Origin of the sequence: Flavobacterium sp. N2550 (assembly GCF_025947265.1) — a bacterium.
Taxonomy (GTDB): domain Bacteria; phylum Bacteroidota; class Bacteroidia; order Flavobacteriales; family Flavobacteriaceae; genus Flavobacterium; species Flavobacterium endophyticum.
The window spans coordinates 2793133-2806899 of sequence record NZ_CP110007.1 but is presented as its reverse complement, the minus strand read 5'-3'; the positions used below and the strand labels follow the sequence as shown (position 1 = coordinate 2806899).

Below are 13767 nucleotides of genomic sequence, written 5' to 3'. Positions count from 1 at the left end.
TCTACCCTGACAGGGTTCAAAACCCTGTCAGGGTAGAATATCGAAGAAAAAGGATATTTATTTTTTATGAAACTCCTCATGAGTATCAATAAAAGTAATCTTTCTTGTCGGAGCGACGTTCACTCTCAAGTCGAAAATATCAAAACGATTGTAATGCCCCAAGATGTCGTGCATCTGTTTCGGCTGTATGCATTTCGATAAATCGATATCAGCATATACGATTCCCTCTTCGTCAATCAGCGGTTCGCCTACCACGGCGCCATTTGGACCTATAATCCCAGAAAAAGCAGAATTCTTTCTTGTCAATAGTTCTTCTACATTCGGTACATCTTCTTTCAATACGTCCATGATTTCTTTAGAAATGGTAGAGCAAGACACGACCGTGAACAGCTTTCCTTCAAAAGAATGTGCGGCGGCACGGATTTTTATAGCTTCTGCCATATTGTAATCAGGCGGTGCCACAGGCAAGGAAATATAATTGGCAATATGGATAAGCTCGCCTTGCGATAATAGCGTAAAACGCGCCAAGGTATTCGTGTTTTCGCCACAAGCCAATGTGCCAATCGGACCTATCTCCGTGTCATAAACCTTTAAAGAAGAACCATCACCGCTTGTCCATGTAAGCTTTTCTGCCCAGGTAGGAACTAATTTTCTGTGCTTTCCGATCAGCTTTCCTGTGTTATCTATAATCAGATTTGTATTGTAGATCTCGCCGTAGCTATTACCTCTTTCGTTGATTCCGATGACGACATGCACATTATGTTCTTTCGCTGCCTTGCACAATTTTTGTACTTCCGGACCATGGGCAGTTACTGAGCACTTGTATAGTATCTCATACCATTTGCTGCCTTGTACCGGAGTCATAATCCAGTTCCAATACGGATAGCCGGCAATAAACACTTCTGGAAATGCGACAAGAGCGGCTCCGTTGGCAGCGGCTTCCTTGATGAATGCGACAGCTTTGTCTGCCGTGGCTCCTGCATCGAGGAATACCGGAGAGGTCTGTACTGCGGCGGCTTTGAATTTAGGGAACTCCATTTTTTTAATTATGAATTATGAATTATGAATTATGAATTATGAATTATGAATTATGAATTATGAATTATGAATTATGAATTATGAATTTGTTTCTTAAGATTCCGATACGATATAAGGCGTTATTTTCTCTTTCATGTCTTCGGAAAAAGGCTCGGCTTTGATAGCGTTTCGGTCTTTGCTGATAGCAACATTTACTAAGGTGACTTCGCCTTCAAGGCAGGTTTTTCCTTCTGCATCCTTAAATCGGAAGCCGCAGTTTACGGAGGCGCCACCCAGATTTTTGACCCATAGGTATTTGGTAAGAGTCTCTCCGAGGCGGGCAGCCTTTTTGAACTGTACTTTTAGGTCGACGGTCGGAATGCCATTCGTTTCGTGTATGGTTGAAAACGGACGCTCTAACGCTTCTTCAAACCAATCTTCTACCAAAGCGTTTAACATTTCTAAAAATCGGGGATAAAAGACAATTCCTGCATAATCGACATGCTGGAAACGTATCTTTTCTTCTTTTATAAAATAATTGCTCATATTCTCTAATCCACTACATAGTGGGTTTTATGTTTTTTATTGTTCTTAAAAACTTTCTGCTGTGGCTTTCTTCCAAAAATAACGAAAGCTTTCCGGAAGCGCATTCTCATCCAACAGACAGCCGCTGTCAAGCTCCGGATACGTTTCTGCAAACGTCTGTATCTTGGTCCTGTCAACTCTCATGCTGACAACATTTCGGTCTACCTCATCCGGGTGGCAGATTCCAGCCGATGCCATCAGTTCCATGGCACTTTTTACGGTTTCATGCTGGAAGCGGGCAACACGTATGCTCTTTTCTTCCGGAACCAGTCCTTTTACTAACCTCGGGTCTTGTGTTGCAACTCCTGTAGGACAGGTATTCGCATGACATTCCAAAGCTTGGATACAGCCCAAGGCAAACATCATTCCTCTGGCAGAGTTGCAGAGATCGGCTCCGGTTGCCAATGTCTTGATGATATCAAAACCGGTAATGACCTTGCCACTGCAAATAATCTTGATCTGGTCTTTGATGCCAAAGCCTTTTAGACAGTCGTATACAAAGGCAAGCGCATCTCTCAACGGCATGCCGACGTGGTCTGAATATTCCTGTGGTGCTGCTCCAGTTCCGCCTTCACCGCCGTCTACGGTAATAAAGTCGAAATAGGTTTTTGTCTGCACCATGGCTTTGCAGATCGCAATAAATTCAGACTTATTCCCGATACATATCTTCATGCCGATAGGTTTTCCGCCCGATCCCTTGCGCAACAGCTTGATAAAATCCATCAGCTCCAGCGGCGTAGAGAAAGCGGAGTGGGTAGGAGGCGAGATAATGTCTTTTCCTTTGCCCACCAAACGTATGGCCGCAATCTCATCGGTTACTTTTTCTTTTGGCAGGATTCCGCCATGGCCCGGTTTCGCTCCTTGCGAGAATTTGATCTCAATCATCTTTACGTTATCCAATACGGCTCTTTTGGCAAACTGCTCATAAGAGAAATTTCCGTTGTCGTCACGGCAGCTGAAATAGCCCGTACCGATATTCCATACGACATCGCCGCCTTCGAGGTGGTAAGGCGAAAGGCCTCCTTCGCCTGTGTTATGGTAGAATCCGCCCTGCTTGGCTCCGGCATTCAGTGCCTGTATGGCGTTCTTGCTCAAGGAACCAAAACTCATGGCGCTGATATTGTAAAGGCTGGCATCATACGGCTTTTCGCATTGCGAAGACCCGATGCGTACTCTCGGGTTGCTGTTGACCTTCGAAAACGGAATGGCCTTGATGCTATGGTTGATCCATTGGTAGCCTACTTCGTAAATGTCTAATTGGGTTCCGAAAGGGTTGGAGTCGGTTTCTTTTTTGCTTCGCTGGTAGACAAGGCTGCGTTCCAGACGGTTAAAAGGCTTTCCGTCTAAGTCGCTTTCAATAAAGTATTGTCGCACGCCCGGTCCTAGCGACTCGAGCAGGTAGCGCATCCTTCCCACAAGCGGGAAGTTTCTTCTGATGGTTTTCTTGGACTGGAACATGTCATAGAAGCCCATGATTATCAAAGGAATGAATATCAATAGCAGGAAGCTTGCCTTCCAGTTGATGTAGGTCATGATGCCAATAATGGCCAACGACGTGATGCTGAATACTACAAATACTTTTCTCATATACTCTCTCTGTTTTATTATAAATTACCAGCCATAATATTAGTAATTTTTAATCAATTTCCCTTGCTAATTGCCTTCAATTTGTATCGCTGTATTTTTCCTGTTTCGGTCTTCGGAAGGTTGTCTAAAAAACGTACTTCTCTTGGGTATTTATACGGTGCTGCATTCTCCTTAAACCAGTCCTGCAAAGTCTTGGCAAATTCGTCGCAAGCCTTGGATTTATCGGACAATACGATATAAGCACATACGAGCATACCGCGGTTTTCGTCAGGCAGTCCTACGACAGCGCATTCGGAAATATCGTCGTGTTTAAGAAGTACGCTTTCGACCTCTATGGCCGCAATATTATAGCCAGAAGAAATAATCATGTCGTCGCCTCGTGCCACAAACCAGTAATAGCCGTCTTCATCCTTGCGGAAGATGTCTCCAGTCAGGTTCCAGCCGTCTTGTACGTATTCTTTCTGTTTGTCGGTGCGGTTCAGGTATTTGCAGCCCGTGATTCCTCTTACGGCCAACCTTCCCGGTTCGTTAGTACCGAGTTCGTTGCCTTTTCGATCTACAATACGGGCCTCATAACCGCGTATCGGAAGTCCGGTAGCACCTTTTTTCATGTTGTCTTCGTTAGAAGAGATAAAGATGTGCAGCATTTCCGTAGCGCCGATGCCGTCGATGATTTTCAATCCTGTGGCTTCGTACCAGTCTTCCCAGACTTTTTCAGGCAACGTTTCTCCAGCGGATACGCATTTGCGTAATGATGAAATATCGTAGTCGGCTGCCTTGGTTGCCAATATCCTCCAGGCTGTAGGTGCTGTGAATACTATGGAAACCTTATGGTCTTGTATCGCCTGCAATAGCAGTTCTGGGGATGGCTTTTCGATAAGGAAAGTGGATGCCCCGAAATAAAACGGAAACAGCACAAGGCCGCCTAATCCGAACGTGAATCCTAACGGCGGACTGCCTGTAAAAATATCTTCCGGCACGGGCTGTAGCGCATATTTAGGAAAGGCCTCGCAGATTAGTAATATGTCTTTATGGTAATGGGATGTCATCTTCGGATTTCCGGTAGTTCCGGAAGTGAATCCTATAAGGGCGACCGAATCGGCTTTTGTCGGGAAGTTCTGGAATTCCTTTGGCTTATTGTGCATCAGGGTTTCCAGCTTCGACATTCCGTTTTCGGTGCCGTCGAATGTAATGGACTGCTTTAAGAATGGAGATTTTACGGCCGCCAACGCTTCTTCCAAGCGATAGTCGCAGAAGGCGTGCGATATCTCGGCACTGTCGATCATCACTTCCAGTTCTTTTTCGCGCAACAGCGGCATAGTCGCGACCACGATGCCTCCAGCTTTAAGTATCGCAAACCAGATGGCCACAAACATCGGATTGTTGGCGGAACGTATCAGTACGCGGTTGCCAGAAACCAATCCCAAATCATCAACCAAGACATGCGCTATCTGATTGGTCTTTTCGTACAGGTCTTGATAGGTCCATGTCTTTTCGAAAGTACGGATGGCGATATGATGGCCGCGCCCTTCCTTGATATGGTTGTCCAATAGCTTTTCTACGCAGTTCAGGTCTTCAGGAAGCTGAAAATCAGGATCGCTGTAGATGTACTCTGGCTGCAGCTTTTGAGAAGGGAGGTGCTTGTGGGCGAAATTATCTTGGTACATTTTAATATGATTTATGATGTATGAATTACGATTTATGACGGTTTTGAACTCTAAAATCGAAATTCTTAATTCCTAAATTATTTTTTATGGCTTTCCGGTTTCAACGCTTTCTTCATTCCTTCCACAGCTTTTCTTTCGCTCAGCTTATACGGATAAAGGTGCGAGACTCCTGCTTCGTACTGTTGCGGGATGTCTTCTGCGGGATACTGTTCGTAAGCCTGTGCATTTCTGACAAAGCCTGGGTCTAGCAATAACGGTCTTCCTAGGGCTACCAAATCGGCTCTTCGGTTCAGGATGATGGTATTGATCTGATCGATGTCTTGTATGGACCCCGCCGTAATCGTCGGTACGTGGACGGAATTTCGTACGGCATCTGAAAAAGGCGTCTGGTACATCCTGCCATAGGCGGGTTTTTGATGGCTGACGGTATATCCTGAAGATACGTTGATGATGTCGGCTCCCGCTTTTTTAAAGGCTTCGGCTATTTCCAGCACTTCTTCGGACGTGATGCCGCCTTCGGCCCAGTCGGAAGCAGAAATCCTTACGGATATAGGACGGTCGGTATCAAAGTTTTGTCTGACGGCTTGGAATACTTCTAATGGAAATCGCAGCCTGTTGGCTGTACTTCCGCCATATTCGTCGTTACGGGTATTTGTCAGCGGCGATAGGAAAGAGGCAAGCAGGAATCCATGATGGGCCTGCAGCTCGATCATGTCGAATCCGGCTTGTTCTGCATTTTTTGCGGCTTGTGCAAATTGTGCCATTACGGTATCCATATCCTGTCGGTCCATTACTTTCGGTACAGGCATCTTGCTGCTGTATGGGATGGCAGAAGCAGACAGCAATTCCCATGGATTTTCTAACGGTTCGTTATAGCCTTCCCATGGCATTTTTGCAGCGCCCCTTCTTCCGGAATGCCCGAGTTGGATGCCGATCTTGGCCTTGCTGTTTTGGTGTACGAAATCCGTAACTTTTTTCCAGCTATCTATTTGTTGTTGATTGTTTATCAGCGGGCAACCTAAAGTAATTTTTCCTTCTTCGGAAACGGCTACGGCTTCCGTAAGAATAAGGCCGACACCGCCTATGGCACGGCTGCCGTAATGTACCAAATGCCAGTCAGACACCAGGCTGTCTTTGGCAGTATATTGTTCCATCGGAGCCATGACGATTCGGTTGTTCAAGTGCATCTTGCGCAACTGGTAGGACGTAAAAGCCGGAGGAGTTTTTAGGTTCTCGCTTGCTACGGCCGCATTGAATTCCTTAAGCACGGCATCGGTAAAAGAGGCATCCCTGATGGCAAGGTTCTCAAAAGTGACTTTTTTGGAGCGGGTCATGACGCCAAAGGCAAACGGCAAGAAGTCTTGCTGGATGTGCCTGTCGATGTCCTCAAACCATTCCAAGGAAACCTTGGCGGCGTGCTGTATCATCTCGACGCGCTTACGTCGGTTCTTTTCGTAGGCTTGGAAAGCCTGCGGTATGTCGTTCGGATGGGCTGCAATGGCATCGGCCAACGCTATGGCGCATTCCATCGCGAGCTTGGTGCCCGAGCCTATAGAGTAGTGTGCGGTAGCTTTGGCATCGCCCAGCAGCACGATATTGTCTTTGTGCCATACGGCATTGGTAATAACCGGAAAGTTTCTCCAGTGCGATTTGTTGGAGATCAGCCCGTGGCCGTCGAGTTCTTCTTTAAAAAGTTCGGACAGCTTCTCGATGGTACCTTCTTCGTCTTCGGTCACAAAACCTGCTTTTTCCCACGTCTGTGGCGAGGTCTCGAATATCCAGGTACTTTTTCCTTCTTCGTATTGGTAGGTATGCGCCACGATAGGGCCGTAAGGCGTTTTCCTGAAAAAATACGTAAAGGCATCCAGCGGACGCGTTGAGCCCATCCAGACAAACTTGTTTTTCTGGAGTACCGAAGTAGTGCCAAAATCGCCTGGGTATTGGTCGCGTATGGCGCTGTTGATGCCGTCGCTGGCCACGATTACGTCAGAATCCTTAAACTGCGACAGGTCGTCGACATTGTGGTCGAAATGCAGTCCGACGCCTTCTTCTTGGCAGCGCTGCTGCAGGAGCTGGAGCAGGGTCTTGCGGGAACAGCCGCAGAAGCCGTTTCCGGTAATGCGTACCTTTTCGCCGTCGCGCACAATATCAAGGTCGTCCCAATAGGCAAAGCGGCTGCGGATCAGCTCGTAGGACTTGGGGTCGCGCGTAAGGAACTCGCTCAGCGTCTCGTCCGAAAAGACCACGCCAAAGCCAAAGGCATCGTCGGCCTTGTTGCGCTCGTAGACGTCGATCTGGAATTCCGGATTGGCTTTTTTGGATAGTATGGAGAAGTAGAGTCCTCCGGGACCGCCACCTATTACGGTTATTTTCATTTTTTTATCTTTTTAATCTTTTATCCGTACCCTGTCAGGGTTTTAAACCCTGACAGGGTACGGAGTAGGTTTGGTTGGATGATGTTATTTTATCCTCTCTTGACCGCGAACAGTTCTCCTAATTTGGAGTAGTTGGCTCCTGCGAGCCTCGATACGGGCCTATAGACGTCTAAGTTAATCTTATGGTCTTCGAGCAGCACAGCTTCGTCGAAATGAAACATGACGATCCGGCCGACGACCATCGTAGCGCCTCCGTATTTATGGTTTTCCAGCGAATAGTGGTGCACTACCTCGCATTCAAACGTAATCGGGCTTTCTTTTACCCTTGGCGGCTTGATCTTGACCGAAGGCAGGGGCGTAAGTCCAGCCAATTCGAATTCGTCTATGTCGGAATGTACCGATTGTGCCGTGGCATTCATGGCTTCCACGATTTCTTCGGTAACCATGTTTACGACAAACTGCCCGGTCGCCAAGGCGTTGTTCAGGGTGTCTTTTTTATGCTGGTTGCCGTGTGCCGTAGAGAACATGACATGAGGCGGATCGTCGCCAATGACGTTAAAGAAAGAAAAAGGAGCGAGGTTGGGTATGCCTTCCTCGCTTATGGTTGAGATCCAGCCGATCGGCCTCGGGATGATGGCTCCGGTGATGAGCTTGTAGATGGCTTTTTGGTCCAGTTCTTCAGGGTTGAATTCCATTTTATTTGCGTTTGTACAAATTAAAGGAAATTTTTAGAATTATTTTTAAGGGAATGTATTTTTGGGAAGCGAAAATTGTGAAATGTGTAAAATGAATTAGGATTTATGGGTGAGGGCTGGGATGCAATAAAGGGGCTGGTTGTGGCGTTTTGGTTGAACGAATTTTACCCCACTTAATATTAAATATATGCAGCAAAATGGAAAAAAACAACATCCCCAAAAGAACTGACATCGGCGACTACTGGCTTGACAGCTCGGATGTCAAAAGAATGTTTAACATCAGCGACAGCACCCTCTACCGCCTGAGAATCAGCAAAGAAATTCCTTTTACCAAGATCGGCGGCAAGTTCGTCTATCCGAAAAGCTTTTTCGTAAGCACGTTGGGCAACAGGTGCCGAAATAAAGGCCAAGGTTTCTAAGCTTCTTGTCTCCCAAGACAGCTTCTCTTCTCAACCTTCGGCTGGCTATCCCAAACACTCCAAGCGATAAACAAAATTGTATATAATACACCGTATTGTTTATGATTATTGCTTATCCTGCTCTCCTCATTCCCAAATCCCAAATTCCAAATCCTAATTCCGAAATCATAAATCCTAAATTCGTAATTCCTCATTCCACTTTTCTCCCACCTTTCTTCGCAAAAACACCTCTTTTTCCGAACGTGACCAAAACATGACCAAAACATGACCGGAACAAAACGGCCTTTTTTCTGGAACAACCGGTCAAAATCGGTCAAAAGCAGCCAATTTCGGTCATTGTCCGTCAAATCATTTCAATACTGTTCAAAACCAGTCAGGGCCTTTGTTTGCCGTATCGGCTGCTGTACTTTCGTTTCAGATAAGCTCCACGAGGGGGCTTTAGTAACCCTAAAAAATAGATAAAAATGGGTACGTACAATAAGGGAATTTTAGGTGCCTTTTCAGGCAAGGTCGGTACGGTAGTAGGTGCCAATTGGAGGGGCAAGGACGTGATGCGCAGCTTGCCAAAAAAGACGGGCCGTATCGCGACGGACAAACAGGAGATGCAGCGCCTGCGTTTTCTTACGGTTGCGAATTTTTTACACGATTTGAGGCCGGTCATGGGACGTTATTACGGAATAGCGATGGGCGACAAATCGAAGAACAACCTGGCGACTTCGTACCATATGAAGGAGGCGCTGGTGCAAATCGACGACAGTGTGGAAATTCTTTTGAACCGAGTGCAGATTACGCGTGGCGTGCTGCTGGGATTGCAGACGCCAGCGGTTGCTGCAGAAGCGGGCGGTATCTTGAAGTTTTCTTGGACGGATAATTCGGGACAGGGAACGGCCAAAGCAACCGACCGACTGCTGGTGGCGGTCTATGATCCGATAACCGACAAATTTGAGACGATGGAAAAGGCGGGATTGCGTTCGGCACTGTCGGCTTCTGTAACCCTGCCGGCGCCTTTTGTCGGTTCGCAGGTACACTGCTGGGCCTCTTTTGTATCGGAAGACGACAGGCTGTATTCTACCAGCGTATATCTGGGAGAAATTGAAGCGGTATAGTCGGTTGTGTAGGAGTACAGCGGGAAAAGCCTCGGGGGAAACTTCGGGGCTTTTTTTATTAGGAAATGTCGTTTTGCCCTATTTTTAGGGCTTGTTGCTGATCCAGATTTCTATCTGACCTATAGGAACAAGCTTTTGGTATTTTGGCAAAAATGAAGGTACGATCTGGAACTTATCGCCCATGAGCCTGTTGGCTTCTAAAGCATAGTCACGGTCTTCGGGATGGAAATATTTGATGACATTGCTATAGCTTCCTTTGATTTCTTCAATCTTTGGCACTGCCCATTGCCCGTCTTTAAGGCTCTGCTGCAAGGTTTCTGCCTTGGTTTTTCCTTCGGTTCCAGCATATTGTATGTAGGCTATTTTTTTGAGTATGGAGGTCATGAGTGAAGATTTGAGGCTGTCGTTGACCTGCGATACGGGTTCTAGGGCAGCTACCGTCTTGTTTGTCACTTCTTTGCTAGGAATCTTGTCTTTGGTTTCTTTGGAATAAATACCGACTATGGTATTCCACTTGTCTACGTCGTATTTGAAAAGAAAGTCACGAGGGATTTTATACCTTGATTCTTCTGCATTGAGGCTGTCTTTTTTGCTGCCATTGAGTATCAGTGACTGTGCGAATCCCACAAGCATTTCCTTGTCCTGAGGCATCAATTCGCCATCTTCGTTACCATTTCTTAGATATCTTTCGAGAGCAAGAAGCGCAAAATCTGACTTAAAGGTCGAGATAGTATCACTCGAAAGGTTGCTTACAAGTTCACTGATCATTTTGTTCTCATCGATTCTCTTTCCAAAATTTTCTACCTGGTTGCTCAGTTTGGAGGTATTGTAGCCTACGATGGTAGTAAATATAACAAGGACTGTTGTTGAAAGAAAGGTGCCAATTGTGTTTAGTTTATCCCAAAAATCTTTATTCATAATATTTATTATTTAAGTTAGTTGTTCAAAGAAAGCAAAATTATTAATTAATGATGAATTAATACTATTTAAGGTTAAATTAACTGTTTATTCATGTTAATTTATATTAAATAATGATTTTTTAATAATAAATGAGGAAAATCGTAAGGAATATAAAATTATAGAAAGTACTATTGCAAAAAGATAGTAATGGCTGTCTTTAAACTTAAAACATAACATAACTTAAAACGTACTTACTATGGCAACAACTTATTATGACACGCAAGATATGTATCATTTTAGTTCTAACTCTTTTCCTTTGGAAATAAGCGTGACAATTGGTGACGGACAGGGAGGAGGATATCTTATTTTTAATGGTACTAGCCTGATTGGACCCAATAAAAAAGGTGCCATATCCGCAAAGGCAAATATCAAGGAATGGATTACTGTTACTGCTACTGTTAAAGACAAGCTTCTGGAAACCAACTGGACGAGCGTTACAGTCCATATCAAAGACAAGACAAATCAGACTTCTTTCGGCCCTTATAAAAGGGAAGTAGAAAATCATTTGGATACCGTATGTTATACCATCAAGCTAAAAATGATAGAAAAATGAAAATAAAACATATATTTTTAGCATCTATCCTGTTGTTAATGCCTACGATTATACTAGCACAGGATCTACAGATTCCTAATACTCCTGCATTTAGTATCTTGGGCTATGAACCGACTTCTGTTATGCGCCCGACATCGACCAAAAAGCTGTCAAGCGATCTTTTAAATTCTTTTGACAGTGAAGGCAAGCTTTTGATGAATCTGGGTATGGAAGTAACGCCGTATTGGCTAAAAAGCAGACCGGCACTGACACGAGAGGAATACTTGAACCCCAAACCCTTGCAATCTTTTTTGCAGACTTTCTCTATTTCTGCTGCTACGGTAAAAGATACGATTACAGGGCATAACAATCTGGGGCTAGGCTTTAGGGTACAGCTTATAAAAGGAAAACTGACCGATGAATTTGCTGCACATGAAACAGCCTTACAGCAATTAGAAGTGGCTATGTCGGCTATAACAGGTGCTAGAGCATTTGCAGGTAACGAAATCAAGACACTAAATCAAGCTATTGATTTTATAATCAAGACTATGCGTGAAAGTGAGATTCCTGAGGCTAAGATTCTTGAAATTGAGCAGCGTGCGATTGGTATGAGTAAGGATTATAAGAATACCGAAGATTCAATCAAAGCGTTCTGTGTGGCGCTGAATGAAAGCTTTGAGGAAGAAACTACAGCACTTGCCAAAAAGGTAATTATTCTTTCGAATAAGCGAACCAGGTTTAGTCTTGAAGTAGCCTCTGCTGGAAAATTTATTACTACAACGGGCAATCAGGCTTTCCAAAAGGCAGGTTTTTGGGTCAATGCCAATAATTATTTTACAGAAACAGATGCTTGGACTATTACGGCTAGGCTAATGACAAATACGGCTGATACTACTTCAACAAATTTTGATGCCGGATTCGGCTATATTAAAGAGGGAGAAAATTTTAATGTTTCTATAGATGGTATGCTACGATGGTATCGTACTGAAATTCCTGATTTAAACCAAGCAGGGCTGCCTATAACGCGCCTAGAAAAGGATTTTACCTATAGGCTGTCGGCACAGGTTTCATACTCTATTGTAGAAAATGTAAGTGTCAATCTGAGCCTTGGAAAAGATTTTGAAGATGCTCAGTTATCGGGCAATTCTTTTTTCTCTATTCTTGGTTTGCAGTATGCGCTATTTAATAGGCAGAAAGCGCTTTTGGAGCGGACGCATTAGTTAGGATTGTGTATGTGATTATTTTAAAGCCTTGAAGGAAACTTCGGGTTTTTTTATGTTTGAATTATATAGCCTTATAAAAATTTTGTTTGAGAAATATTCTTATTAAAATAGTGTTAATTATTTTTTTATTATTTATGTTTGTTATGCCTTTCCTAATCAAATATCACATGATAAAAATATAAGAAAAGAGTTATTAATACTATTCTTATTTTAAAGCAGAAGAACATGTGCTAGCTCTTTTCAGATGATTTACACCACATCTTAAATATTTCTAATGAATTAAATAATACTAATTATTGTTTTGGTGAATATTATACTAAAGCCAATCCAAAAAAACATTAGAAGAGATTAAGGCTAACGTTTAAAAAAATATCAATTTATTAGTATTTAGAACATGATTATATTTATAATATTTTTTTATTCTATTGCTGTAATAGCTTTTAGTATTGGTTTTTATTATTTTTTAAAAAAATACAAACCTAATTTAGAACCCTATGAAAGAAAAAGCTCTATAATAATAATTTCCATATTCTTATTATCCTTTTCTAGCTATTTACTTGCTGTGGTACTAAATGAGACTAATTATTTACTCATCAATTCAGAAAATATAAAAGGTGATTTGTCCAAAATAGGACCTTACGGTGATTTTATAGGTGGAATGATGAATCCTGTGATAGCTTTTATTGGAATTATAGCTGCTTCTCTTGCTTTTTATGCTCAGTATAGGGCTAACCAACAGGTTCAAGAACAATTTAAAATACAACAGTTTGAGAGTCAGTTTTTTGAAATGCTTAGATTGCATAAAGAAAATATTAATGAAATGAAAATTAATGGTTATGATGTTTTGATTTCAAATGCAGTAGAAACTGGCAGTGGTAAAATAGTTGAAACAATCACTAGAACTCAGATAGAAAGACCAGTTGAAGGAAGAAAAGTTTTTGTATCAATGGAAAAGGAATTTATTGCATGCTATAAATTTTGCCAATTATACAATTCACAGCTTACTCATAAATACAAAAAAGATAAAATTTTAAAATTAGCTTATAGAATTTTCTTTTTTTCTTCAACGTCTGATACCATTTTTTTAAATGGCTTTAGTGCTGAATTTATTTTGAAAGTGAGAGAGAATCTTAAAATGATTAGAGACGAGCATAAAAAATCATCAGGACAAATAAATTTATTCCCTGGCATAAAAAAAGAAAAAATTTCTTTGCATATAAAATATAGTCCGTTTACGGGGCATGAGTCAAGATTAGGACATTATTATAGGCATTTATATAGTACCGTCAAGTATGTTGTTAAAAAAGAAAAAGAAGGATTGTTTAATTATGCCCAATCAAGGGAATATCTAAAATTACTAAGAGCGCAAATGTCAAATGGAGAGCAAAAGTTATTATACTATAATTATGTTATTGGATTTGGGGCAAATTGGGATTATATTGGCAACGAAGGTAATCAGTTTTTAACTCATTATCGAATGTTGCATAACTTACCAGTTGATAATATAAAATATGTTGAAAATCCCAGAAAGCATTTTAAAGTCTTTATAGATTCTATTGTTGATAAAAATGATCCAATGTTTGAATGGGGTGACACATAAA

General features: G+C 42.7%; 12 protein-coding genes. 5 read left to right on the top strand and 7 right to left on the bottom strand.

Features of this window, described 5'->3' with window-relative positions:
- Nucleotides 1-57: 57 nt before the first annotated feature.
- The 6 genes from OLM56_RS12395 to OLM56_RS12370 form a co-directional block, all read right to left on the bottom strand.
- A complete protein-coding gene (locus OLM56_RS12395; protein ID WP_264527176.1) occupies nt 58-1038 on the bottom strand; it encodes a carbon-nitrogen hydrolase family protein in 981 nt (326 codons plus the stop codon).
- A gap of 93 nt (nt 1039-1131) precedes the next feature.
- Nucleotides 1132-1563 (bottom strand): acyl-CoA thioesterase, encoded by a 432-nt coding sequence (locus tag OLM56_RS12390; RefSeq protein WP_264527175.1) that lies wholly within the window; start codon nt 1561-1563, stop codon nt 1132-1134.
- A gap of 45 nt (nt 1564-1608) precedes the next feature.
- Complete coding sequence (locus OLM56_RS12385) at nt 1609-3189, bottom strand: FMN-binding glutamate synthase family protein (protein WP_264527174.1); 1581 nt, start codon at nt 3187-3189, stop codon at nt 1609-1611.
- Between the two features lie 53 nt (nt 3190-3242).
- On the bottom strand, nt 3243-4856 hold the full coding sequence (locus OLM56_RS12380; RefSeq protein WP_264527173.1) for an AMP-binding protein: 1614 nt from the start codon (nt 4854-4856) through the stop codon (nt 3243-3245).
- Nucleotides 4857-4933: 77 nt separating this feature from the next.
- Nucleotides 4934-7231, bottom strand: a complete 2298-nt coding sequence (locus tag OLM56_RS12375) for an FAD-dependent monooxygenase (RefSeq protein ID WP_264527172.1) — start codon at nt 7229-7231, stop codon at nt 4934-4936.
- Nucleotides 7232-7320: 89 nt separating this feature from the next.
- Nucleotides 7321-7926, bottom strand: a complete 606-nt coding sequence (locus OLM56_RS12370) for a flavin reductase family protein (protein ID WP_121377073.1) — start codon at nt 7924-7926, stop codon at nt 7321-7323.
- A gap of 197 nt (nt 7927-8123) precedes the next feature.
- Between OLM56_RS12370 and OLM56_RS12365 the strand changes: the two genes are divergently transcribed.
- Together OLM56_RS12365 and OLM56_RS12360 are read left to right on the top strand one after the other, a co-directional pair.
- Nucleotides 8124-8345: a helix-turn-helix domain-containing protein gene (locus OLM56_RS12365; RefSeq protein ID WP_121377072.1), complete on the top strand. Its 222-nt coding sequence runs from the start codon at nt 8124-8126 to the stop codon at nt 8343-8345.
- A 464-nt stretch (nt 8346-8809) separates the two neighbouring features.
- Nucleotides 8810-9451, top strand: a complete 642-nt coding sequence (locus OLM56_RS12360; RefSeq protein WP_264527171.1) for a DUF6266 family protein — start codon at nt 8810-8812, stop codon at nt 9449-9451.
- Nucleotides 9452-9535: 84 nt separating this feature from the next.
- On the opposite strand, the gene OLM56_RS12355 is transcribed toward OLM56_RS12360, so the two are convergent.
- On the bottom strand, nt 9536-10369 hold the full coding sequence (locus OLM56_RS12355) for a hypothetical protein (protein ID WP_264527170.1): 834 nt from the start codon (nt 10367-10369) through the stop codon (nt 9536-9538).
- Nucleotides 10370-10607: 238 nt separating this feature from the next.
- On the opposite strand from OLM56_RS12355, the gene OLM56_RS12350 reads away from it, so the two are divergent.
- From OLM56_RS12350 to OLM56_RS12340, 3 genes are all read left to right on the top strand, one after another.
- Nucleotides 10608-10964, top strand: a complete 357-nt coding sequence (locus OLM56_RS12350) for a hypothetical protein (protein ID WP_264527169.1) — start codon at nt 10608-10610, stop codon at nt 10962-10964.
- On the top strand, nt 10961-12163 hold the full coding sequence (locus tag OLM56_RS12345) for a hypothetical protein (protein ID WP_264527168.1): 1203 nt from the start codon (nt 10961-10963) through the stop codon (nt 12161-12163). The genes OLM56_RS12350 and OLM56_RS12345 overlap by 4 nt, the downstream gene beginning before the upstream one ends.
- Nucleotides 12164-12560: 397 nt before the next feature.
- On the top strand, nt 12561-13766 hold the full coding sequence (locus OLM56_RS12340) for a putative phage abortive infection protein (protein ID WP_264527167.1): 1206 nt from the start codon (nt 12561-12563) through the stop codon (nt 13764-13766).
- The last annotated feature ends 1 nt before the right edge of the window (nt 13767 follow it).

What these genes read in the sequence shown, in the direction of transcription:
- OLM56_RS12395 (WP_264527176.1), bottom strand. Translation starts at nt 1,038, where the DNA reads ATGGAGTTCCCTAAATTCAAAGCCGCCGCAGTACAGACCTCTCCGGTA.
- OLM56_RS12375 (WP_264527172.1), bottom strand. Translation starts at nt 7,231, where the DNA reads ATGAAAATAACCGTAATAGGTGGCGGTCCCGGAGGACTCTACTTCTCC.
- OLM56_RS12365 (WP_121377072.1), top strand. Translation starts at nt 8,124, where the DNA reads ATGGAAAAAAACAACATCCCCAAAAGAACTGACATCGGCGACTACTGG.
- OLM56_RS12340 (WP_264527167.1), top strand. Translation starts at nt 12,561, where the DNA reads ATGATTATATTTATAATATTTTTTTATTCTATTGCTGTAATAGCTTTT.
- OLM56_RS12385 (WP_264527174.1), bottom strand. Translation starts at nt 3,189, where the DNA reads ATGAGAAAAGTATTTGTAGTATTCAGCATCACGTCGTTGGCCATTATT.
- OLM56_RS12345 (WP_264527168.1), top strand. Translation starts at nt 10,961, where the DNA reads ATGAAAATAAAACATATATTTTTAGCATCTATCCTGTTGTTAATGCCT.
- OLM56_RS12380 (WP_264527173.1), bottom strand. Translation starts at nt 4,856, where the DNA reads ATGTACCAAGATAATTTCGCCCACAAGCACCTCCCTTCTCAAAAGCTG.
- OLM56_RS12390 (WP_264527175.1), bottom strand. Translation starts at nt 1,563, where the DNA reads ATGAGCAATTATTTTATAAAAGAAGAAAAGATACGTTTCCAGCATGTC.
- OLM56_RS12370 (WP_121377073.1), bottom strand. Translation starts at nt 7,926, where the DNA reads ATGGAATTCAACCCTGAAGAACTGGACCAAAAAGCCATCTACAAGCTC.
- OLM56_RS12360 (WP_264527171.1), top strand. Translation starts at nt 8,810, where the DNA reads ATGGGTACGTACAATAAGGGAATTTTAGGTGCCTTTTCAGGCAAGGTC.
- OLM56_RS12350 (WP_264527169.1), top strand. Translation starts at nt 10,608, where the DNA reads ATGGCAACAACTTATTATGACACGCAAGATATGTATCATTTTAGTTCT.
- OLM56_RS12355 (WP_264527170.1), bottom strand. Translation starts at nt 10,369, where the DNA reads ATGAATAAAGATTTTTGGGATAAACTAAACACAATTGGCACCTTTCTT.